The organism is Pseudomonas sp. JH-2, assembly GCF_036231725.1.
In the GTDB taxonomy this organism is placed as follows: domain Bacteria; phylum Pseudomonadota; class Gammaproteobacteria; order Pseudomonadales; family Pseudomonadaceae; genus Pseudomonas; species Pseudomonas delhiensis.
Genome location: NZ_JAZAQP010000002.1, coordinates 110,996 through 133,009 on the forward strand (window position 1 = coordinate 110,996; position 22,014 = coordinate 133,009).

General features: G+C 69.8%; 20 protein-coding genes. 7 read left to right on the top strand and 13 right to left on the bottom strand.

What is annotated here, in order from left to right; translation table 11 throughout:
- Positions 1 to 924 carry an oxygen-dependent coproporphyrinogen oxidase gene (gene hemF / locus VV867_RS02015; RefSeq protein WP_109932794.1) on the bottom strand — a complete coding sequence of 308 codons (924 nt, stop codon included), beginning with the start codon at positions 922 to 924 and terminating at the stop codon, positions 1 to 3.
- A gap of 182 nt (positions 925 to 1,106) precedes the next feature.
- Between hemF and VV867_RS02020 the strand changes: the two genes are divergently transcribed.
- Positions 1,107 to 2,084 carry a quinone oxidoreductase family protein gene (locus tag VV867_RS02020; RefSeq protein WP_275628129.1) on the top strand — a complete coding sequence of 326 codons (978 nt, stop codon included), beginning with the start codon at positions 1,107 to 1,109 and terminating at the stop codon, positions 2,082 to 2,084.
- A gap of 195 nt (positions 2,085 to 2,279) precedes the next feature.
- Here the strand turns inward: VV867_RS02020 and VV867_RS02025 are convergent, their stop codons facing one another.
- The 3 genes from VV867_RS02025 to VV867_RS02035 form a co-directional block, all read right to left on the bottom strand.
- Positions 2,280 to 2,837, bottom strand: a complete 558-nt coding sequence (locus tag VV867_RS02025) for an L-threonylcarbamoyladenylate synthase (RefSeq protein WP_109932790.1) — start codon at positions 2,835 to 2,837, stop codon at positions 2,280 to 2,282.
- A gap of 44 nt (positions 2,838 to 2,881) precedes the next feature.
- Complete coding sequence (gene dprA, locus VV867_RS02030; RefSeq protein WP_328565513.1) at positions 2,882 to 3,976, bottom strand: DNA-processing protein DprA; 1,095 nt, start codon at positions 3,974 to 3,976, stop codon at positions 2,882 to 2,884.
- Between the two features lie 139 nt (positions 3,977 to 4,115).
- Positions 4,116 to 5,141 carry a LysM peptidoglycan-binding domain-containing protein gene (locus VV867_RS02035; protein ID WP_109932786.1) on the bottom strand — a complete coding sequence of 342 codons (1,026 nt, stop codon included), beginning with the start codon at positions 5,139 to 5,141 and terminating at the stop codon, positions 4,116 to 4,118.
- A gap of 137 nt (positions 5,142 to 5,278) precedes the next feature.
- Between VV867_RS02035 and def the strand changes: the two genes are divergently transcribed.
- From def to VV867_RS02060, 5 genes are read left to right on the top strand one after another with little or no spacing between them, the layout of a single operon-like run.
- Complete coding sequence (def, locus tag VV867_RS02040; protein ID WP_089392736.1) at positions 5,279 to 5,785, top strand: peptide deformylase; 507 nt, start codon at positions 5,279 to 5,281, stop codon at positions 5,783 to 5,785.
- Positions 5,786 to 5,841: 56 nt separating this feature from the next.
- On the top strand, positions 5,842 to 6,786 hold the full coding sequence (gene fmt, locus VV867_RS02045; RefSeq protein WP_328565514.1) for a methionyl-tRNA formyltransferase: 945 nt from the start codon (positions 5,842 to 5,844) through the stop codon (positions 6,784 to 6,786).
- A complete protein-coding gene (gene rsmB, locus VV867_RS02050; RefSeq protein WP_328565515.1) occupies positions 6,783 to 8,093 on the top strand; it encodes a 16S rRNA (cytosine(967)-C(5))-methyltransferase RsmB in 1,311 nt (436 codons plus the stop codon). Before fmt ends, rsmB begins: the two co-directional genes overlap by 4 nt.
- A 21-nt stretch (positions 8,094 to 8,114) precedes the next feature.
- Positions 8,115 to 9,488 (top strand): Trk system potassium transporter TrkA, encoded by a 1,374-nt coding sequence (gene trkA, locus VV867_RS02055; RefSeq protein ID WP_089392733.1) that lies wholly within the window; start codon positions 8,115 to 8,117, stop codon positions 9,486 to 9,488.
- Between the two features lie 13 nt (positions 9,489 to 9,501).
- On the top strand, positions 9,502 to 9,819 hold the full coding sequence (locus VV867_RS02060) for a tetratricopeptide repeat protein (RefSeq protein WP_275628134.1): 318 nt from the start codon (positions 9,502 to 9,504) through the stop codon (positions 9,817 to 9,819).
- Positions 9,820 to 10,073: 254 nt separating this feature from the next.
- Here VV867_RS02060 and VV867_RS02065 read toward each other — a convergent pair whose 3' ends face one another.
- The 9 genes from VV867_RS02065 to ehuR all read right to left on the bottom strand — a co-directional run bounded on the left by VV867_RS02065 (position 10,074) and on the right by ehuR (position 20,699).
- Positions 10,074 to 11,453, bottom strand: a complete 1,380-nt coding sequence (locus VV867_RS02065) for an aspartate aminotransferase family protein (protein ID WP_328565516.1) — start codon at positions 11,451 to 11,453, stop codon at positions 10,074 to 10,076.
- A 13-nt stretch (positions 11,454 to 11,466) separates the two neighbouring features.
- Complete coding sequence (locus VV867_RS02070) at positions 11,467 to 12,924, bottom strand: NAD-dependent succinate-semialdehyde dehydrogenase (protein ID WP_328565517.1); 1,458 nt, start codon at positions 12,922 to 12,924, stop codon at positions 11,467 to 11,469.
- 131 nt (positions 12,925 to 13,055) lie between these two features.
- The gene (locus tag VV867_RS02075; RefSeq protein ID WP_089392591.1) at positions 13,056 to 13,709 is read right to left on the bottom strand and encodes a 7-cyano-7-deazaguanine/7-aminomethyl-7-deazaguanine transporter; all 654 of its coding nucleotides are present in this window, start codon (positions 13,707 to 13,709) and stop codon (positions 13,056 to 13,058) included.
- 444 nt (positions 13,710 to 14,153) lie between these two features.
- On the bottom strand, positions 14,154 to 14,636 hold the full coding sequence (locus tag VV867_RS02080; protein WP_275628137.1) for an Lrp/AsnC family transcriptional regulator: 483 nt from the start codon (positions 14,634 to 14,636) through the stop codon (positions 14,154 to 14,156).
- Positions 14,637 to 14,664: 28 nt separating this feature from the next.
- Complete coding sequence (gene doeB, locus VV867_RS02085; protein WP_275628138.1) at positions 14,665 to 15,681, bottom strand: N(2)-acetyl-L-2,4-diaminobutanoate deacetylase DoeB; 1,017 nt, start codon at positions 15,679 to 15,681, stop codon at positions 14,665 to 14,667.
- A gap of 4 nt (positions 15,682 to 15,685) precedes the next feature.
- Positions 15,686 to 16,876: an ectoine hydrolase DoeA gene (doeA, locus tag VV867_RS02090; protein ID WP_275628139.1), complete on the bottom strand. Its 1,191-nt coding sequence runs from the start codon at positions 16,874 to 16,876 to the stop codon at positions 15,686 to 15,688.
- Positions 16,877 to 17,017: 141 nt separating this feature from the next.
- Complete coding sequence (locus VV867_RS02095) at positions 17,018 to 18,010, bottom strand: cyclodeaminase (RefSeq protein WP_328565518.1); 993 nt, start codon at positions 18,008 to 18,010, stop codon at positions 17,018 to 17,020.
- Positions 18,003 to 18,980: a hydroxyectoine utilization dehydratase EutB gene (eutB, locus tag VV867_RS02100; protein WP_328565519.1), complete on the bottom strand. Its 978-nt coding sequence runs from the start codon at positions 18,978 to 18,980 to the stop codon at positions 18,003 to 18,005. Before eutB ends, VV867_RS02095 begins: the two co-directional genes overlap by 8 nt.
- Before the next feature lie 324 nt (positions 18,981 to 19,304).
- Positions 19,305 to 20,699 (bottom strand): MocR-like ectoine utilization transcription factor EhuR, encoded by a 1,395-nt coding sequence (ehuR, locus tag VV867_RS02105; RefSeq protein WP_328565520.1) that lies wholly within the window; start codon positions 20,697 to 20,699, stop codon positions 19,305 to 19,307.
- 405 nt (positions 20,700 to 21,104) lie between these two features.
- On the opposite strand from ehuR, the gene ehuB reads away from it, so the two are divergent.
- Positions 21,105 to 21,959 (top strand): ectoine/hydroxyectoine ABC transporter substrate-binding protein EhuB, encoded by an 855-nt coding sequence (gene ehuB, locus VV867_RS02110; RefSeq protein WP_328565521.1) that lies wholly within the window; start codon positions 21,105 to 21,107, stop codon positions 21,957 to 21,959.
- The last annotated feature ends 55 nt before the right edge of the window (positions 21,960 to 22,014 follow it).

Sequence of the window (22,014 nt, forward strand, 5' to 3'; positions counted from 1 at the left end):
TCAGGCTTCAGGCTTCAGGCCCAGCCAATCGCGGTCCTGCAGGAAATACTCGGTCAGCCGCGCCTCCTCGCTGCCCGGCTCGGGCTTCCAGTCGTAGCCCCAGCGCACCTGCGGCGGCAGCGACATGAGGATGGACTCGGTGCGCCCGCCGGACTGCAGGCCGAACAGGGTGCCGCGGTCGTAGACCAGGTTGAACTCCACGTAGCGGCCGCGGCGGAACTCCTGGAACTGGCGCTGCTGCTCGGTCCAGGGGGTGTCCTTGCGCTTGCGCACGATGGGCAGGTAGGCCTGGATGTAGGCGTCGCCGATGGCCCGCAGGAAAGCGAAGCAGGTGTCGAAGTCCCACTGGTTCAGGTCGTCGAAGAACAGGCCGCCGATGCCGCGCGGCTCGTTGCGGTGCTTGAGGTGGAAGTAGCGGTCGCACCATTCCTTGTAGCGCGGGTAGACGTCCTCGCCGAAGGGCGCGCAGGCCTCGCGGGCGACCCGGTGCCAGAGCACGCAGTCTTCCTCGTGGGCGTAGTAGGGCGTCAGGTCGAAGCCGCCACCGAACCACCATACCGGCTCCTCGCCTTCCTTCTCGGCGATGAAGAAGCGCACGTTGGCGTGGGAGGTGGGCACGTGGGGGTTGCGCGGGTGGATCACCAGCGACACGCCCAGGGCCTGGAAGCCACGCCCGGCCAGTTCCGGGCGGTGCGCGCTGGCGGACGGCGGCAGGCCGGCGCCGAACACGTGGGAGAAGTTCACCCCGCCCTTCTCGATCACCGCGCCATCGCCGATCACCCGGGTGCGGCCACCACCACCGGCCGGGCGCTCCCAGGCGTCTTCGGCGAAGCGGGTGGCGCCGTCCTCGGCTTCGAGTGCGGCGCAGATGCGGTCTTGGAGGTCGAGCAGGTAGGCCTTCACGGCCTGGATACGGTCGGTCACGGGACACCCCTTGGAGCGGAAAGCCGCGCGGCGCTTGGGCCGCAGGTCGGAGAGAGGGCGCCAAGCATAGCATTGCCGATGGACAACCAATGCTTGACGGCGATCAACAGGCCGGCTTGGATGAAAGACTTTTCCCAAAGCGTTGCCGGCCAGCCCGGCGGCGCATGCAGCAGGAGATCCACATGGCCAAGCGCATCCAGTTCGCCCGCACCGGCGGCCCCGAAGTCCTCGAGTACACCGACTACACCCCGGCCGAGCCGGGCCCGAAGGAAGTCCGCGTACGCAACCGCGCCATCGGCCTGAACTTCATCGACACCTACTTCCGCAGCGGCCTCTACCCGGCCCCGGCGCTGCCCTCCGGGCTGGGCACCGAGGGCGCCGGCGAAGTGGAGGCGGTGGGCAGCGAGGTCACCAGCGTCAAGGTCGGTGACCGCGTGGGTTACGCCACCGGCCCGCTGGGCGCCTACAGCGAGCTGCACGTGCTGCCGGCGGCGAACGTGGTGAAGCTGCCCGACGCCATCGACTTCGAGACCGCCGCCGCGGTCATGCTCAAGGGCCTGACCGTGCAGTACCTGCTGCGCCAGACCTACAATGCCCAGCCCGGCCAGACCGTGCTCTGGCACGCGGCCGCCGGCGGCGTCGGGCTGATCGCCTGCCAGTGGGCCAAGGCCCTGGGGGTGAGGCTGATCGGCACCGTCGGCTCGGCGGCCAAGGCCGAGCTGGCCAAGGCCCACGGCGCCTGGGCGACCATCGACTACAGCCACGAGAACGTGGCGGAGCGCGTGCTGCAGCTCACCGACGGCAAGAAGTGCCCGGTGGTCTACGACTCGGTGGGCAAGGACACCTGGCCGATCTCCCTGGACTGCGCCGCCCCGCGCGGGCTGATCGTCAGCTTCGGCAACGCCTCGGGGCCGGTGGACGGGGTGAACCTGGGCATCCTGGCGCAGAAGGGCTCGCTGTTCGTCACCCGGCCGACGCTGTTCGGCTACGCCAACACCCCCGAGCGCCTGCAGGCGATGGCCGATGACCTGTTCGGCATGCTCGTCTCGGGCAAGGTCAAGGTGGAGATCAACCAGCGCTACGCCCTGGCCGACGCGGCCAAGGCCCAGACCGAGCTGGCGGCGCGGCGGACTACCGGGTCGACCATCCTGTTGCCTTGAGGGAAACGGCACGGCTTCTCGTAGGAGCGAGCTTGCTCGCGAACAGTGCTCAGCTGTGACTTCGGTGTTTTAGTTTGGCTCCGTCCCCTCTCCCGCAAGCGGGAGAGGGTTAGGGAGAGGGTGCTCTGAACGCCAACATCCACTGTCCCCGGCAAATTCGGTTCGCGAGCAAGCTCGCTCCTACGAAGAGCCCCCTCAGGCCGGGCGCACGGTCCGGCCGGTAACCAGGTCGCGGATCACGCTGGGGTTGCGCCGGCCACCGAGCTTGCCGTCGAGCACGCCGTCCAGCTCGCCGCGGAAGTACTGCTCCACCCGCAGCCGCGAGCGCGCCGCCGGGCGCCCGGCGGGGTTGGCCGAGGTGGACACCAGCGGGCCGGTGAGCGCGCACAGCTCGCGCACCAGCGGGTGTTCGCTGACGCGCAGGGCCACGCTGTCGTGCTGGCCGGTGATCCATTCCGGCAGGCGGTCCTGGTGCGGCACCAGCCAGGTGTTCGGGCCCGGCCAGGTGGCGCCCAGGCGGTCCTGCCATTCCTGCGGCAGGTCGGCCAGCAGGAAGTCGAACTGGCGGATGTTGTCGGCCACCAGGATCAGGCCCTTCTCCACCGGCCGCTCCTTGATCGCCAGCAGGCGGTAGACGGCGTCCTCGTTCCAGGGGTCGCAGCCCAGGCCCCAGACCGCTTCGGTCGGGTAGGCGATGACGCCACCGTCACGCACTATCTTGGCCACACGCTGCACACGCCAGCTGCTGATCATCGGGGAACTCCAGGGAAATCACGATTGCGCGGCAGTTTACGGGTTCAACCGCCGCGATGCACCCAGACGCCGGCCTCGCAGGCCACCTTGCCCTCCAATTCCAGCTCGGTCAGCGCCGCCAGCACCTGCGGCAGCGCCCAGCCGGAGCCTGCGGCCAGCGCCTCGCTGCCCAGCGGCGCGGCGCGCAGCAATTCCAGCAGCGGGTGCGCTGGCGACTGCGGGGCCGGCTCACCGGCCGGAGCCCCGGCGGTCCAGCCGCTCAGGCCGTCGAGGATGTCGTCGATGCGCTCCACCAGGGTGGCGCCCTGGCGGATCAGCTCGTGGCAGCCCCGCGCGCCGGGATGGTGGATGGAGCCGGGGATGGCGTAGACCTCGCGGCCCTGCTCGGCGGCCAGCCGCGCGGTGATCAGCGAGCCGCTGGCCGGGCTGGCCTCGACCACCAGCACGCCCAGGGACAGGCCGCTGATGATGCGGTTGCGCCGCGGGAAGTTGTCCGGCCGCGGCGGGCAGTCCAGCGGCAGCTCGGACAGCAGCGCGCCGCCGCCCTCGACGATGCGCCGCGCCAGCCCCAGGTGGCGGCGCGGGTAGAGCCGGCACAGCCCGGTGCCGAGCACCGCCAGGGTCGGCCCGCCGGCCTCCAGGGCGCCCTCGTGGGCGGCGCCGTCGATGCCCAGGGCCAGCCCGCTGGTGATGGCGAAGCCGCCGCCGGCCAGGCTGCGGGCGAAGGCGCGGGCGGTGTCCAGCCCCGGGCGGCTGGCGCGGCGGCTGCCGACCACCGCCAGTTGCGGCTGCCCCAGCACGCCGCGGGCGCCCTCGACGAACAGCAGCGGCGGCGCATCGGCCAGTTCCGCCAGCAGCGCGGGGTAGTCCTCGCTGTCCCACATCAGCAGGTGCCGGTCGGGCCCTTCCAGCCAGCGCAGGGCCTCGGCCGCCGCCTGGCGGGTGGCTTCGCTGCGCCGCGCCTCGGCGCTGGCCGCCGGCAGGCCGAGGGAACGCCAGGCCGCGGCGGGTGCGCTGAGGGCGGCGGAGGCGCTGCCGAAGGCCGCCAGCAGGGCCGTGAAGCGCCGCGGCCCCAGTTCGGGCAGGGCGTGCAGGCGCAGGCGGGCTTCCAGTTCGGCGGGGGAGGCTTGGCGAGGCATGGCGGCAGTCCTTGGCGCTTTGGCGGGAAGCCCGACTATGCCGCGTCCGCCGGCCGCCGCCTGCCGGACGCTTCGGAAGATGCGGCCGGCAGAAACGAAGAACCCCGCCGCGGCGGGGTTCTTCGTACAAGCGTGGGGATCAGGGGTTGCGCACCTTGTCCTGCACTTCCAGCGAGCGGTTGGCGGTGAGCACCAGGCCGTAGCTGAGGCGGTTGTAGGTGCGGAAGATCATCACCAGGCCGGAGCGCTCGTCGGGGATCTTCACCAGGTCGCCGCTGACGCGGTCGCGCACCGTCTCGCCGAGCTTGTAGATGGCCAGCACGTTGCCTTCCTCGAGGCCGTCGCGGGAGCCCTTGTCGATGGTCACCACGTCGTACTTGCCGATCTGGGTGACGCCGCGCGGCACGTCGATGATGCTGCCCTTGATCGGCGTCTTCGGCTCGCTGGGCATGAAGAGGGAGGTCACCGCGCGTTCCTCAGTGGGGAACAGGCGGTCGCCCGGCCGCACTTCCTGGGTGGTCCGCGTCAGGTTGAGGGTGGCGATGTCGTCTTCCTTGGCGGTCACCCGGGCGCTGCCGACGTCCATGGCGTCGACGCCGAGGACTTCCTTGGTGTCCGGGTCGGTGTAGATCTTGCCCTGGCGGAAGATGCCGTAGCTGCCCTCCTCGGCCAGGGAGTCGCCGCGGGCGTAGGCGCGGTCGCCGGCGCCGCTGACCACGCGCTCGGCATCGCCGGCGACCATGTAGGGGGCGTTGCTGAAGTCGCCCTCGCTGTCGACGATGCGGTTGGACAGCAGGAAGGCGTTGATCTTGTCCAGCGGGATGGTCGGCACCGCCTCGGCCATCGGCGTGCTGCGCACCTTGGGCGACAGCTTGATGGTGCCGTGGGAGGCGCCGCGGTTGAGCACCAGGCGCGGCTGGCCGTCGATGTACACCAGGCTCAGGACGTCGCCGGGGTAGATCAGGTGCGGGTTGCGGATCTGCGGATTCACCTGCCAGATCTCCGGCCACTTCCAGGGCTTGCTCAGGAACTTGCCGGAGATGTCCCAGAGGGTGTCGCCCTTGACCACCGTATAGCGGTCGGGGTGGCCATCCCTGAGTTCCACGGCACCCTGCGCCATGCTTCCTGCCGCCAGCAGCAGCACGGCGAGTAGTGTTTTCCTCATGCGGTGAATCCCTTTATTATGTATACACATGAAACACCGGAAAGCCGCCCCTACCGGGCTTTCCAGCGTTTTTCGATGCTGCTCAGCATATTAGCAGCCGATTTTTACTTTATTCCACAAGTGCATCACAAACGCATATGGCCATTCTGAACATCCTCGAATTCCCCGATCCGCGCCTGCGCACGATCGCCAAGCCTGTCGAGGTGGTCGACGATAGCGTGCGCCAACTGGTCGACGACATGTTCGAAACCATGTACGAGGCCCCCGGCATCGGCCTGGCCGCCACCCAGATCAACGTGCACCAGCGCATCGTGGTGATGGACCTGTCCGAGGACAAGTCCGAGCCGCGCGTGTTCATCAACCCGGAACTGGAAACCCTCACCGACGAAATGGGCGAGTACCAGGAAGGTTGCCTGTCGGTGCCCGGTTTCTACGAGAACGTCGACCGCCCGCTGCGCGTGCGCGTCAAGGCGCTGGACCGCGACGGCAAGGCCTTCGAGGAAATCGCCGAGGGCCTGCTGGCGGTGTGCATCCAGCACGAGTGCGACCACCTCAACGGCAAGCTGTTCGTCGACTACCTGTCGAACCTCAAGCGCGACCGGATCAAGAAGAAGCTGGAAAAGCAGCACCGCCAGCGCGCCTGACCCCTCCTCCCCAAAGGCTTGCCCCGGCAAGCCTTTTTTCTTTAGCGAGCCTACGCATGAGCCAAGCATTGCGCATCGTCTTCGCCGGGACCCCGGAATTCGCCGCCGAGCACCTCAAGGCCCTGCTCGACACGCCGCATGAGATCGTCGCCGTCTACACCCAGCCGGACCGCCCGGCCGGCCGCGGGCAGAAGCTGATGCCCAGCCCGGTCAAGCAGCTCGCCGTGCAGCACGGCCTGCCGGTGCTGCAGCCGCCGACCCTGCGCGACGCCGCGGCCCAGGCCGAACTGGCGGCGCTGCGGCCGGACCTGATGGTGGTGGTCGCCTACGGCCTGATCCTGCCCCAGGCGGTGCTGGACATCCCGCGCCTGGGCTGCATCAACAGCCACGCCTCGCTGCTGCCGCGCTGGCGCGGCGCCGCGCCCATCCAGCGCGCGGTGCAGGCTGGCGACGCGGAAAGCGGCGTGACCGTGATGCGCATGGAGGCGGGCCTGGACACCGGGCCGATGCTGCTCAAGGTCAGCACGCCGATCAGCGCCGAAGACACCGGCGGCAGCCTGCACGACCGCCTGGCGCGCCTGGGCCCGCCGGCGGTGGTCGAGGCCATCGCCGGCCTGGCCGCCGGCACGCTCGAGGGCGAGGTGCAGGACGATGCCCTGGCCACCTACGCGCACAAGCTGAGCAAGGATGAGGCGCGCCTGGACTGGAGCCGCCCGGCCGTGGAACTGGAGCGCGCCGTGCGCGCCTTCGACCCCTGGCCGGTGTGCCACACCACGCTGAATGGCGAGCCGCTGAAGGTCTGGGCCGCGCGCCTGGGCGAGGGCAGGGGCGAGCCCGGCAGGATTCTCGACGCCAGCCGCGACGGCCTGCTGGTCGGCTGCGGCGAAGGCAGCCTGCTGCTGACCCGCGTGCAGCTGCCCGGCGGCAAGCCGCTGGCCTTCGCCGACCTGTTCAACAGCCGCCGCGAGCAGTTCGCCGCCGGCCTGGTGCTGGGCCAATGAGCGCCAGCCCGCGCCTCGCCGCCGCCCGTGCGCTGGCCGCCGTGCTCGCCGGCCGCGCCTCGCTGGGCAGTTCACTGCCGCCGCAACTGGAACTGGTTGCCCCGCGCGACCGCGGCCTGACCCAGGAGCTGGCCTTCGGCACCGCGCGCTGGCAACCGCGCCTGGCGGCCCTGGCCGCGCGCCTGCTGCAGAAGCCGTTCAAGGCCGGCGACCGCGACGTCGAGGCGCTGCTGCTGGTCGGCCTGTACCAGCTGCTCTACACCCGTATTCCGCCGCACGCGGCCATCGGCGAAACCGTTGGCTGCGCCGACAAGCTGAAGAAGACCTGGGCCAAGGGCCTGCTCAACGCCGTGCTGCGCCGCGCCCAGCGCGAAGGCGAGGTGCTGCTCGCCGACGTCGACCGCGACCCGGCGGCGCGCCTGGCCCACCCGCGCTGGCTGCAGAAGGCCCTGAAGCAGGCCTGGCCGGAGCAGTTCGAAGCCATTTGCGCGGCGAACAACGCCCACCCGCCGATGACCCTGCGGGTGAACCGCCGCCAGGGCAGCCGTGACGCCTACCTGGCCGAATTGCAGGCCGCCGGCATCGAGGCCGCGCCCTGCGCCTTCAGCCGCGACGGCATCCAGCTCGCCCAGCCCTGCGACGTGCGCGAGCTGCCCGGCTTCGCCGAAGGCCGCGTGAGCGTGCAGGACGAAGCCGCGCAACTGGCCGCCGACCTGCTCGAACTGGCCCCCGGCCAGCGCGTGCTCGACGCCTGCTGCGCCCCCGGCGGCAAGACCTGCCACCTGCTGGAAGCCGAACCCGGCCTGGCCGGCGTGCTCGGCGTGGACCTGGAAGCGTCGCGCCTGGTGCGCGTGCGCGAGAACCTGGCGCGCCTGCAGCTGGACGCCAGCCTGGTAGCCGCCGATGGCCGCGACACCGGCGCCTGGTGGGACGGCAAGCCGTTCCAGCGCATCCTGCTGGACGCGCCCTGCTCGGCCACCGGGGTGATCCGCCGGCACCCGGACATCAAGCTGACCCGCGCCGCCGAAGACATCCCGGCGCTGGCGCAGCTGCAGGGCGAACTGCTCGACGCGCTGTGGCCGACCCTGGAGGTCGGCGGCATCCTGCTCTACGCCACCTGCTCGGTGATGCCGCAAGAGAACCGCGAGTCGATCGCCGCCTTCCTCGCCCGCACCCCCGGCGCCCGCGAACTGGACCTGGCCGGGCCCTGGGGCCTGAAGCAGGACCACGGGCGCCAGCTGCTGCCGCAAGAAGGCGGACACGACGGCTTCTACTATGCCAAGCTCATCAAGATATCCGCCCGCTAGAGCCCGGACGAGCGCGACCCCATGAAGATCATCATCCTCGGTGCCGGCCAGGTCGGCGGCACCCTGGCCGAGCACCTGGCCAGCGAAGCCAACGACATCACCGTGGTCGACACCGACGGCCAGCGCCTGCGCGACCTCAACGACCGCCTGGACATCCGCACCGTGCACGGCAAGGCCTCGTTCCCCACGGTGCTGCGCCAGGCCGGCGCCGACGACGCCGACATGCTGGTGGCGGTGACCAACAGCGACGAGGTGAACATGGTCGCCTGCCAGGTGGCCTACACCCTGTTCAACACCCCGACGCGCATCGCCCGGGTGCGCGAGGCGGCCTACCTGACGCGCACCGGCCTGTTCGACAACGAGGCGATCCCGGTGGACGTGCTGATCAGCCCGGAACAGGTGGTGACCAACTACATCAAGCGCCTGGTCGAGTACCCCGGCTCCCTGCAGGTGATCGACTTCGCCGAGGGCAAGGCCCAGCTGGTGGGCATCAAGGCCCACTACGGCGGCCCGCTGGTGGGCCAGGAGCTGCGCCAGCTGCGCGAGCACATGCCCAACGCGGACACCCGGGTGGCGGCGATCTACCGGCGCAACCGGCCGATCATCCCCCAGGGCGACACCGTCATCGAGGCCGACGACGAGGTGTTCTTCATCGCCGCCAAGGCCCACATCCGCGCGGTGATGGGCGAGATGCGCCGGCTGGAGGAGAACTACAAGCGGATCATCATCGCCGGCGGCGGCAACATCGGCGAACGCCTGGCCGAGGCCATCGAGAACCGCTACCAGGTGAAGATCATCGAGATGAACCCGGCGCGCTGCCGGCACCTGTCGGACAACCTCGACAGCACCATCGTGCTCCAGGGCAGCGCCTCGGACCGCGACCTGCTGCTGGAAGAGAACATCAACGAGACCGACCTGTTCCTGGCCCTGACCAACGACGACGAGGCCAACATCATGTCCTCGCTGCTGGCCAAGCGCCTGGGCGCGCGCAAGGTGATGACCCTCATCAACAACCCGGCCTACGTCGACCTGGTGCAGGGCGGCGAGATCGACATCGCCATCAGCCCGCAGCTGGCCACCATCGGCACCCTGCTGACCCACGTGCGCCGCGGCGACATCGAGAGCGTGCACTCGCTGCGCCGCGGCGCGGCCGAGGCCATCGAGGTGGTGGCCCACGGCGACGCCAAGTCGAGCAAGGTGATCGGCAAGCGCATCAGCGACGTGCACCTGCCGCCGGGCACCACCATAGGCGCGGTGATCCGCGACGAGGAAGTGCTGATCGCCCACGGCGAGACGGTGGTGGAATCCGGCGACCACGTGATCCTCTTCGTGGTCGACAAGAAGCGAATCCGAGACGTCGAACGGCTGTTCCAGGCCGGTCTGACGTTCTTCTGAAGGAGGCCGGGCGATGCTCGAAGGCCTGGAAAAAATGCTCGCCAAGGGCATCGACAACCCGCTGCTGCGCTTCGGCCTGGGCAAGGGTTATCTGGATGCCGGCGATGCCGCCAAGGCGGCGGAACACCTGCGCCGCTGCGTGGAGCAGGACGCGAAGTATTCCGCCGCCTGGAAGCTGCTGGGCAAGGCCCTGCAGGCCCAGGGCGACCTCGACGGCGCCCGCGCCGCCTGGACCGACGGCCTGGCCGCGGCCCAGGCCCACGGCGACAAGCAGGCGGAGAAGGAAATGACCGTGTTCCTGCGCAAGCTGGACAAGGCCAGGGGCGGCTGAACCCGCCGCCCCTTGTAGGAGCGGGCCCTGCCCGCGATTCGCGCGCAGGGCGCGCTCCTACAGGAGAACGGTGTGGTGGGGCAGCGTAGGAGCGGATCTCATCCGCGAATCGCGCCGCAACGCCCGGCTATCGCGGACAAGCTACCAAACCACCGGATACACCGGCTTTTCGTAGGAGCGAGCTTGCTCGCGAACGGCCCCGCTGCGGAGTCTGTTCGCGAGCAAGCTCGCTCCTACAAGGACGTGCCGGAGTTTCAGAGCACCTCCGCCGCCACCGCGTCCACCGCGGCCTTGGCGATGCCCACCACTTCGTCCGCCTCGGCGCGGGTCAGCACCAGCGGCGGGGCGAAGCCGAGGATGTCGCCGTGAGGCATGGCGCGGGCGATCATGCCGCGTTCCAGGCACGCCGCCGAGACCTTCGGGCCGACCTTCAGCGCCGCGTCGAAAGGCGTGCGCGCCTCGCGGTCGGCCATGAACTCCAGCGCCGCCAGCATGCCGTCGCCGCGCACCTCGCCCACCAGCGGGTGGCCCTCGAAGGCCTGGCGCAGCTGCTGGTTGAGGTAGCTGCCGACGTCCGCCGCGTTGGCGGTGATGTTCTCGCGCTCGAGGATGTCCAGGTTGGCCAGGGCCGCCGCCGCGCAGATGGGGTGGCCGGAGTAGGTCCAGCCATGGCCCATGGCGCCTTCGCGGGTGGAGGCGCTGTCGATCACGTCCCAGACCTTCTCGCCGACGATCACCGCCGACAGCGGCGCGTAGGCGCTGGTCAGGCCCTTGGCGGTGGTGATCAGGTCCGGGCGCATGCCGTAGCGCTGGCTGCCCATCCTGTCGCCCAGGCGGCCGAAGGCGCAGACCACCTCGTCGGCGATCAGCAGCACGTCGTACTTCGCCAGCACCGCCTGGATCGCCGCCCAGTAGCCCTGGGGCGGGACGATGATGCCGCCGGTGCCCATCAGCGGTTCGCCGATGAAGGCCGCCACGGTGTCCGGGCCCTCGGCGAGGATCAGGTTCTCCAGCTCCTCGGCGCAGTGGCGCACGAAGGCCGCTTCGTCCATGCCCGCCGGGGCCTTGTAGAAGTGCGGGCAGAGGGTGTGCTTGACGCCTTCCACCGGCAGGTCGAAGTGCTGGTGGAAGCTGGCCAGGCCGGTGAGGCTGCCGGTGACGATGCCCGAGCCGTGGTAGCCGCGCTGGCGCGAGATGATCTTCTTCTTCTGCGGGCGGCCCAGCACGTTGTTGTAGTAGCGCACCAGCTTGACCTGGGTCTCGTTGGCGTCGGAGCCGGAGAGGCCGTAGTAGACCTTCTTCATCCCCGCCGGCGCCCAGTCGCGGATGATCCGCGCGGACAGCTCGATGATCGCCTCCGAGGAATGGCCGACGTAGGTGTGGTAGTAGGCCAGCTGCCTGGCCTGCTCATGGATGGCGTCGGCCACTTCGGTACGGCCGTAGCCGATGTTCACGCAGTACAGCCCGGCGAAGGCGTCCAGCAGCTCGCGGCCCTGGTGGTCGCGGATGCGCACGCCCGAGGCGCCGGTGATGATGCGCCCGGGCAGGGCGCCGCTGGCGTGGTCGTGGGCGTGGGTGGAAGGGTGCATGAAGTGCGCACGGTCCTGTTCGAACAGCTCGGCGTAGTCGGTCATGGCGGTGTTCTCCTCAGATGGCGCCGTGGTGCAGGCAGAAGTACTTGGTCTCGACGAAGGGCTCGAAGCCCTCGCTGCCGCCCTCGCGGCCCAGGCCCGAGGCCTTCATGCCGCCGAAGGGGATGGGGTGGCCGGTGAACCGGGCGCCGTTCACCGCGACCATGGCGAATTCCAGGCGGCGCATCAGCGGCCACACCTGGTCGAGGCGCTGCCCACAAATGTAGGCCGCCAGGCCGTATTCGCTGTCGTTGGCCAGCTCGACGGCCTGCTCCAGGTCGTCGTAGGCCGTCACCCCGGCGATGGGGGCGAAGTTTTCCTCGCGCCAGATGCGCATGGCCGGGGTGACGTCGGCCAGCAGCGTGGGCTGGTGGAACCAGCCGCCCAGGGCGTGGGGCTCGCCGCCGGCGAGCAGGCGCGCGCCGCTGTCGATGGCCTCGCGCACCCGCTCGCAGGTGGCGTCGAAGGCCGCCTGGTGCATCAGCGGGCCTATGTCGCTGCGCTCGTCGCTGGCCGGGCCCACGCGCAGCGTCCGCACGGCGCTGGCGAAGCGCTGCAGGAAGGGTTCGTAGAGCTCGCGGGCGACGAGGATGCGGTTGGCCGCGCAGCAGTCCTGGCCGGAGGTCTGGAACTTGGCGTCGACGGCGAATTTCACCGCCTGCTCCAGGTCGGCGTCGGGCAGCACGATGAAGGGCGCGTTGCCGCCCAGTTCCAGCGCCACCTTCTTCACGTCCTGGGCGGCGGCCTGCAGCACCAGCTTGCCGACGCGGGTGGAGCCGGTGAAGCTGACCGCGCGCACGCGGCTGTCGCGCACCAGGGTCTCCATGGCCATCTGCGGCTCGCCCAGCACCACGTTGAAGGTGCCGGCGGGCAGCCCGGCCTCCTCGGCCAGCTGGGCCAGGGCGAAGGCCGAGTAGGGTGTCTCGTGGGCCGGCTTGACCACCACGCTGCAGCCGGCGGCCAGGGCGGCGGCGGCCTTGCGGGTGATCATCGCCGCGGGGAAGTTCCAGGGGGTGAGCAGCACGGCCACGCCCACCGGTTCCATCACCGTGCCCAGGTGGGCGCCGGGGATGTGGCTGGGGATGTTGCGCCCGTCCAGGCGCCGGGCCTGCTCGGCGAACCAGGGGATGAAGCTGGCGGCGTAGTCGATCTCGCCACGCGCCTCGGTCAGGGGCTTGCCCTGTTCCAGGGAAAGGATCTGCGCCAGGTCCTCGCGGTGCTGGCGGATCAGCTCGGCCCAGCGCAGCAGGGGCGCGGCGCGCTGGTCCAGGGAGAGCTTGCGCCAGGCCGGGAAGGCCGCGGCGGCGGCGTCCACCGCGGCGACTATCTGCTCGCGCTCGAGCAGCGGCACGTGGCCGATGACTTCGCGGTCGGCCGGGTTCTCCACGGCGATGCTGGCGCCGCTGGCGCTGTGCAGCCACTGGCCGTTGACGTAGCACAGCGACTTGAAGAGCAGGGGGTGGGCGTAGGACATGACGGCGTCTCCTCGCAGGTGGCATGGGGACCATCCTAGGGGGAGCGCCGTGGCGGTTTTTTCCTAAGGCCGGGGCGGCGGCGGCAATTCTTTCCGCAGATGCGCCGCGGGCTTTACGTTTTTCGCCCGCCTCAGCAGGCGCTGGCGGAACGCCGGCCCAGGCCCTGGAGGATGGCGCGCAGCAGCACGCCGTAGAGTGGCACGAAGAGGATCAGCATGACTGCCAGCTTGACGCCGTAGTCCACCGTGGCGATTTCCACCCAGTGCTGCGCCATGAAGGGGTTGTCGCTGCGCCAGAAGGCGATGGAGAAGAAGGTGAAGGTATCCAGCAGGTTGCCGAACAGGGTCGACACCACCGGGGCGATCCACCACTGGCGCAGCCGGCGCAGGCGGTCGAACACCTGGATGTCGAGGAACTGGCCGAGCGCGTAGGCCAGGAAGCTGGCCAGGGCGATGCGCCCGACGAAGGTGTTGAACTCGCCCAGCGCGGCGAAGCCGCGGTAGCCGCCGTCCTGGAACAGCACCGAGACCACGTAGGAGGCCAGCAGCGCCGGCCCCATCACCCGGGCGATGACGCGCCGCGCCGGGCTCTTGCCGAGCAGGCGCACGGTAAGGTCGGTGGCCAGGAAGATGAACGGGAAGCTGAACGCACCCCAGGTGGTCTGCCAGCCGAACAGGGTCATGGGCAGCTGCACCAGGTAGTTGCTGGCGATGATCACGAGGAGGTGGAAGACGACCAGGCCGGCCAATGCGCCGCGCCGAGCCGCCGGGGAAAGCGCCGACATGCTGGATCCTTTTTCGTCGATGGGGTGAGGGAACCCATGCCCGGCCCTGTGCCGAGCGGGGCGCATTCTATAGGAGATTGAACCTGGAGTCAGGTTTTTTGGGTGTTTTTTGTGCAGGGGGGTGGGGTTGTTGTGGGGGCGGGTTGCTCGCGAAGGGTGTTCTACCGGAAGGAATTGGCTGGGGGCCAAGAGCGCCCTCTCCCTAACCCTCTCCCTGAAGGGAGAGGGGACCGTTGGGCAGACGCTGATGTTCTGGAGTCAGCCGGCGACGCCGAAGGTTTCCGGCTGAAACCATTCCTCCTCTCGGCACGGACTAGCCCCCTCTCCCTTCAGGGAGAGGGCTGGGGAGAGGGAGCGGAGTCAACCCAACACACCAGAGCCACCGGGAAACACCATTCGCGAGCAAGCTCGCTCCTACGAAAAGAAAGACAGCGCAGCGCGGCATCAGGCGCCCTCCAGCGCCTCCGCCGGCACGGCCGCATCCAGCGTCTTGATCACCTTGGTGACGATGTAGGTGAAGTAGCGCTCGATCCCCAGGTCCTCCAGCAGCAGCTGGTCGATGAAGCGCTGGTAGTGGTCGACGTCGCGGGCCTGGACCATGGCGATGTAGTCCACCCCGCCGCCGGTGGCGTAGCAGAAGCCCACCTCCGGCGCCTGCTGCAGGCGCTGTTCGATGCGGCGCATGTCCTGGGCGGTGTGGCGGCCCAGGGTGATCTCCACCAGCACCTGCTGCTGGCGGAACAGCGCCGGCCAGTCGATCTGCGCGCGGTAGCCCTTGATCAGGCCGGCCTCCTCCAGCTTGCGCACGCGCTCCCAGGCCGGGCTGACCGAGAGGTTGATGGCCTCGGCCAGGCTCGACTTGGTGATGCGCCCGTCGCCGGCGAGGATGCGCAGGATCTTCAGGTCGTAGCGGTCGAGCTTGATCATCGCCACCTCCGGCGCCGCGGCGCGCGCATCAGCCCAGGACCTCGGCGACCACCACCAGGGTGTCGCCGCTCTGCACCAGGCCGGGGAAGTGCCGGGCGGCGAGGATGCCGCCGCGCTTGGCCCGGTACTCCACCGGCGCGGCGCCGGTGCGCAGCACGTCGTGCACCCGCGCCAGCACCTCGCCGCGCTCCACGCGCTCGCCCAGGTCGCGGCACATCTCCAGCAGGCCCTGGTGCTCGCTGGCGACGAAGCAGTCGCCGTCGGGCATGTCGAGCATCACCGAGTCCGCGTGCTCGACTTCGCCACGCAGGATGCCGGCCTGCACCAGCACGTTGCGCACGCCACGGCGGGCGATGGCCACGCTGCGCGCGGTGCTGCTGCCGCCGCCACCCAGCTCGGTGGTGACGAACAGCTTGCCCTGTTCCTCGGCGGCGCTGTCGTACATGCCCACCGCGTCCAGTTCCAGCATGCGCATGGCATAGGGCGCGGCGAAGGCGCGCATCAGCGCCTCGCTGGCTTCCTGCTGGGCCTTGTCCGGCAGCACGTGGCAGGCGGCGAAGGGCAGGAAGTCGAGGGTGCGGCCGCCGGAGTGGATGTCCAGCACCACGTCGGCCAGCGGCAGCAGGGTGCGCTGGAAGTAGTCGGCGATCTTCTGCGTCACCGTGCCGTCCGGGCGGCCGGGGAAGCTGCGGTTGAGGTTGCCGGCGTCGATCGGCGAGGTGCGCTTGCCGGCGAGGAAGGCCGGGGTGTTCATGAAGGGCACGATGATCACCCGGCCGCGGATGTCCTCGGCGCGCAGTTCCTGGGCCAGGCGGCTGAGCGCCACCGGGCCTTCGTACTCGTCGCCGTGGTTGCCACCGGTGAGCAGCGCGGTGGGACCCGCGCCGTTCTTCACCACGCAAATGGGGATCATCACCGCGCCCCAGGCCGAGTCGTCCCGCGAGTAGGGCAGCTTGAGGTGGCCGTGCTGCACGCCGTCGCGCGCGAAGTCGACGCTGGTGGCGATGGGGTTGTGGCGCAGCCCTTTATCGAGTGGCAGTGTCATCGCTTCACTCCTTCACGAACAACTGGCGCGGGTAGTCGCAGAAGGTCTGCACGCCAGTGTCGGTGATCAGGATGCTTTCGGTGATCTCCAGGCCCCAGTCGTCCATCCACAGGCCGGGCATGAAGTGGAAGGTCATGCCCGGTTGCAGCACGCTTTCGTCGCTGGGGCGCAGGCTCATGGTGCGTTCGCCCCAGTCCGGCGGGTAGCTGATGCCGATGGGGTAGCCGCAGCGGCTGTCCTTGTGGATGCCGAACTTCTGCAGCACGGCGAAGAAGGCGCGGGCGATGTCGCCGGTGGTGTTGCCCGGTTTGGCCGCCTCCAGGCCGGCGGCGATGCCTTCGACCACGGCCTTTTCCGCGTCGAGGAAGTGCTGCGGCGGCTTGCCCAGGTAGAGGGTGCGCGACAGCGGGCAATGGTAGCGCTTGTAGCAGCCGGCGATCTCGAAGAAGGTGCCGGCGCCCCGTTCGAAGGGCGTGTCGTCCCAGGTCAGGTGCGGCGCGCTGGCATCCGCACCAGTGGGCAGCAGTGGGACGATGGCCGGGTAGTCGCCGCCATGGCCGTCGGCACCGAGGATGCCGGTGCTGTAGATCTGCGCCACCAGTTCGTTCTTGCGCATGCCCGGCTCGATGCGCTCGAGGATGTGCGCGTGCATCTTCTCGACGATGCGCGCGGCGATGCGCATGTACTCGATCTCCCGCGGCGATTTCACCGCGCGCTGCCAGTTGACCAGCGCGGTGGCGTCGACGAAGCGCGCCTGCGGCAGGTTGGCCTGCAGCGAACGGAAGGCGGCGGCGCTGAAGTAGTAGTTGTCCATCTCCACGCCGATGGCCAGGGCCTGCCAGCCGCGCGCGGCGATCACCTCGCGGGCCAGGTAGTCCATGGGGTGGCGCTCGCTGGACTGTACGTAGTGGTCCGGGTAGCCGACGATGTCGTCGGCGCCCATGAACACCGTGCGGCGCGCGCCGTTGGCGTCCTGGCCGCGGCCGAACCACACGGGGTCGCCGTCCAGCGCCAGCAGCACGCACTGGTGCACGTAGAAGGACCAGCCGTCGTAGCCGGTGAGCCAGGCCATGTTCGACGGGTCGCTGACCAGCAGCAGCTCGATGCCGCGCTGCTGCATGCTGGCGCGGACCTTGGCCAGGCGCTGGGCGTATTCCTCCCTCGCGAAGGGGAGGTTGACGACGATTTCGGGCATGCGGAAATCCTCTGGATGAGTGGTGTCACGGGGGCTCTTGTAGGAGCGAGCTTGCTCGCGAATCCGCCCAGCGCCGGCGCGGCCGAAGAATCTGTTCGCGAGCAAGCTCGCTCCTACAGGTGTTTGTCCGGTATGAAGCGGTCAGCTGTGGAACTTGAACCCCTTGCCCATGCGCTGCGCGCGCTGGAAGGCCAGGCCGGCGATGGCGGTGTCCTGGGCGCCGGTGCCGGTGAGGTCGCAGAGAGTCACGTCCCGGGCGCCGCGGCGGCCCGGGCGCTGCCCGGCGATGACCTGGCCGAGCTCGGCGAAGTCGGCGTCCGCCGCCACCGCGCCGGCCTCGATGGCGTGGTGCAGCTCGCCCAGCACGCGGGTCTGGCTCAGGCGGTCGGCGACGTAGCAGTCCAGCGCCGCCAGCGCCTCGGCGGCGATCTCGTTCTTGTGCTCGGCGTCCGAGCCCATGGCGGTGATGTGCAGGCCCGGGCACAGGTGGCGCTTCTCGATCAGCGGCTCGCGGCTGGGCGTGGTGCTGATGGCGATGTCGGCGCCTTCCAGGGCCTCGTCGACGCTGGCGCAGGCGGTGACCGGGATGCCCAGGGCGCTGCTCAGTTCCGCGGCGCACTGGCGCGCCTTGGCCGCATCGCGGGCCCAGAGGCTGGCACGCTCGATCGGCCGCACCAGGCACAACGCCTTGAGCTGCAGGCGCGCCTGCTCGCCGGCGCCCAGGATGGCCACCTGGTCGGCGTCCTCACGGGCCAGCCATCTGGCCGCCACGGCCCCGGCGCAGGCGGTGCGCACGGCGGTGAGGTAGCCGTTGTCCAGCAGCAGGGCGTCGAGCAGGCCGGTGTGGGCCGACAGCAGCATCATCATGCCGTTGAGGCTGGGCAGGCCGAGCTTCGGGTTGTCGAAGAAGCCCGGGCTGACCTTGATGGCGAAGCGCGGCAGGCCGGGCAGGTAGGCGGTCTTCACGTCCACCTCGCCGTTGTGCTCGGGGATGTCCAGGCGCAGGATCGGCGGCATCGCCACCGCCGCCGTGGCCAGCAGGCGGAAGGCCTGCTCGACGGCGTCGAGGCTTTCGGGGTCCAGCGCCACGCAGGCGCGCAGGTCGGCTTCGCTGAGCAGGGTGACGTCAGCCATGCGGGGTGTCCTCGATGATGCGTTGGTGTTGTTCGATGGCGATGTTGCGGCCGCTGACGACCACCACCACCGGCCCTTCGGCGGTGATGCGGCCTTCCAGCAGCGCGGCGATGCCCACCGCCGCGGCGCCTTCCACCACCTGGCGCTCCTCGCGGTAGGCATGGCGGATGCCGGCGGCGATGGCTTCCTCGCCGAGCAGGTGCAGCTCGTCGCAGTAGGCGCGGGCGAGTTCGAAGGTGTAGCGGTTGTCCAGGCCGATGCCGCCGCCGAGGGAGTCGGCGAGGGTCGGCAGCTCTTCCACCTCCACCGGGTGGCCGGCTTCCAGGCTGGCGGCCATGGCGGCGCCGCGGGCCATGCTGATGCCGTGCAGGCGGATCGACGGGTCGGCGGTTTTCAGTGCCAGGGCCACACCGCCGAACAGGCCGCCGCCGGACAGCGGCACCAGCACCTGGCGCACCTGCGGCAGCTGTTCGAGGATCTCCAGGCCCAGGGTGCCCTGGCCGGCGATGATCTGCGGATGATCGAAGGGTGGCAGCAGGGCGGCGCCCTGCTCGCGGGAAATGCGCTCGGCCTCGGCCTGGGCGTCGTCCTGGCTGTCGCCGACGATGCGCACCTCGGCGCCCAGGGCGCGGATGGCCTCGACCTTGTTCGCCGGCACCAGGCGCGACAGGCAGATGCTGGCTGGCACGCCGAGCACGCGGGCGGCATGGGCAAGGGCGCGGCCATGGTTGCCGGTGGAGGCGGCGACCACCCCGCGGGCCTTCTGCGCGTCGTCCAGCTGGGCGATGGCGTTGCTGGCGCCGCGCAGCTTGAAGCTGCCGGTGGCCTGCTGCGACTCCAGCTTCAGGTACACCGGCGCGCCGAGCAGGGCCGACAGGCTGGACGAGTGCTCCAGCGGGGTCTGCCGCACCAGGCCGCGGATGCGCTGGCGGGCGCGGTACAGCTCGATCAGGGGGATCTCGTTGGCCATGGCGGCCTCCCGACAATGCAGTCGGGCCGAGTGTATGAGCGGGAAATTGTCGCGTTGAATGTACTAGGACGATGTCGTGGAGATTGTCATTCGGCGTGGTAATGGGCGATGGGTATCGCTTCGCTCAACCCATCCTACGGGGCCTCGAACCCACCTGTAGGAGCGGATCTCATCCGCGAATCGCGCCGGGACGTCCGGCTATCGCGGACAAGGTCCGCTCCTACGGGGAGAAATACCGTACTTCCCGGTAATTTGTAGGAGCGGGCCCTGCCCGCGATTCGCGCGCAGGGCGCGCTCCTACAAGGGGACGGGGCGGCGGCCCGTTCAGAAATCGTGGATCTTCGGGTATTGGCCGAACAGCTCGCGCATGTCGTCCAGGGCCTGGGCCATGCGCTCGTCGCTGCATTCGGCGCCCATGCACAGGCGCACCGCGCGCGGGCGCGGGGTGCCGCGGACCATGAAGGGGTCCGGCGAGGTCACGGCGATGTGGCGGTGGCGCAGTTCGCGCACCAGGCTGTCCAGCTCCCAGTGCTCGGGAATGCCGATCCAGCAGCTCAGGGCCTGCGGCGCATGCCCCAGCAGGTGCTCGGCGAAGCGCTCGGCCACCAGCGCCTGGCGCGCCGCCAGCAGGCGGCGCTGGCGTTCCACCAGGGCCTGGGCGTTGCCGTTGTGGATCCAGCGGGTGGCCACTTCGGCCAGCAGCGGCGCGGCCATCCAGCTGTTCACCCGCAGGATGCTCTCGGTGCGCAGGACCAGGCGCCGCGGCACCACCAGGTAGCCGATGCGCAGGCCGGTGAGCACGCTCTTGGTGAAGCTGGTGCAGTAGAACGACAGGTCCGGCAGGTAGTGGCTCAGGGGCGGCGCGCGGCGCTCGCCCAGCAGCGGGCCGTAGACGTCGTCCTCGATGACGTAGACGCCGAAGCGCTGGGCGATGGCGGCGATCTCCCGGCGCCGCGCGTCGCTCATCAGGCTGGAGGTGGGGTTGTTCAGGTTGGGCGTGCACACCAGCGCGGTGACCCGCTCGTTGGCGCAGAGGTCCTCGAAGTGCTCCGGGTCGATACCCTCGCGGTCGATCTCCACGCCCTTCAGGGTGAAGCCGAGCACCTGGGAATTGCCGATCACGCCGTGGTCGGTGAGCTGCTCGCAGAGCACCACGTCGTCGGGCCCGGCCAGGGAGGCGAGGGCGAGGAAGATGGCGTGGGCGGCGCCGTTGGTGATCAGCAGGTCGTCGCGCTCGCAGCGCAGGCCCTGCTGCGCCAGCCATTGCGCCGCCGCCTCGCGGTGGCTGTCGAAGCCGGCGATCGGCCGGCAGGCGCGCATCCACGGCTGGTCCGCTTCCTGGGCCAACTGGCGGCAGGTGTCCTGCCACAGGCGATCGTGGTCGTCGGTGTGTACGATGCTGGCGATGGAGAAGTCCACCAGGGCGCGCTCCGGGTGGTCGAGCATGTAGCGCGACACGCCCTCGGTCATGCGCCGCGAGACGAAGCTGCCGCGGCCCACCTCGCAGCGCACCAGGCCCTGGCGCTCCAGTTCCTTGTAGGCGTTGGTCACCGTCTGCACGCTGATGCCCAGGCCGTCGGCCACCTGGCGTTGCGGCGGCAGGCGCTGGCCGTCGTGCAGGCGGCCCTGCTCGATTTCCGCGGCGATGGCCTGGACCAGTGTCTTGTACTTGGATTCGCCGACCCGCAGGCCGGCCAGCGCCTGGCGCCAGCTTTGCATGATGGGCATTCCCCTTCGGTCTCCGGCACAGGGTGATGGATCAGGGCATTTCCATGGATTGTCCTAGTGCAATTCCGGTGCTGGGAAGCCTTTTGTATGCTCGGGCCGACCAGCCGGTCATGCCGCCGTCCGCCGCGGCGCAAGGCCGGCGCAGAAAAAAGCCGCGGATGGGGCGCTCGCGACAGGGCGTTTTTTCCGCCGCGACGGCGCCGATCGGGAACAGCCGCAAGGCCGGACGGCTTAGTCTGCAACGCAACGAATGCCCTGCGTCGGGGCAGTACTTCGGAAGGCCCGCCCGGCGGGTCCCACATAACAACAACAGTCGCACGACATCGCTACCTGCCATCCACCGCCGCGCCCCAACACCACAACAAGGCCGGCACGAGAAGATCAGGAGATCCGAAGATGAGTACCGCCCCCCTTTCCCTGCGTCGCCTGAACCTGGCCTGCGCCCTGCTGGCGGGCCTTGCGGCCAGTTTCGCCAGCCAGGCCGAGACCACCCTGGAACGCATCCAGAGCACCGGCACCGTGCGCATCGGCTACGCCAACGAGGCCCCCTTCGCCTACACCGAGACCTCCGGCAAGGTCACCGGCGAGTCGCCGGAGATCGCCACCAAGGTGTTCACCGCAATGGGCGTGAAGAAGGTCGAGCCGGTGCTCACCGAATGGGGCGCGCTGATCCCCGGGCTGCGCGCCGGGCGCTTCGACGTGATCGCCGCCGGCATGTACATCACCCCGCCGCGCTGCCAGCAGGTGATCTTCACCGACCCGCACTACCAGATCCCCGATACCCTGCTGGTGAAGAAGGGCAACCCGAAGAACCTGCACAGCTACGCTGACGTCGCGAAGAACCCGGACGTGCGCCTGGCGATCATGTCCGGCACCGCCGAGCTGGGCTATGCCCGCGCCGAGGGGGTGAGCGACGAGCAGATCGTCCAGGTGCCGGACACCACCGCGCAGCTGCAGGCGGTGCGCGCCGGCCGCGCCGACGCCAGCGTCGGCACCGCGCTGACCATGAAGGGCCTGGCGGCCAAGGGCGGCGACGGCGTCGAGGCCATCGCCGACTTCAAGGACGACCCGGCCCACATCGGCTATGGCGCCCTGGCCTTCCGCCCGGAGGACAAGGACCTGCGCGACGCGGTGAACCAGCAATTGAAGAAGTGGCTGGGCAGCGACGAGCACCTGCAGACGGTCAAGCCCTTCGGCTTCGACAAGTCCAACCTGACCGACAAGAGCGCCGCCGAGCTCTGCAAACAGTGACCGCAGGGGGCCCCGCCCCCTCGGCCGTTCCGTCGAACCTGTCGATACGGGATGC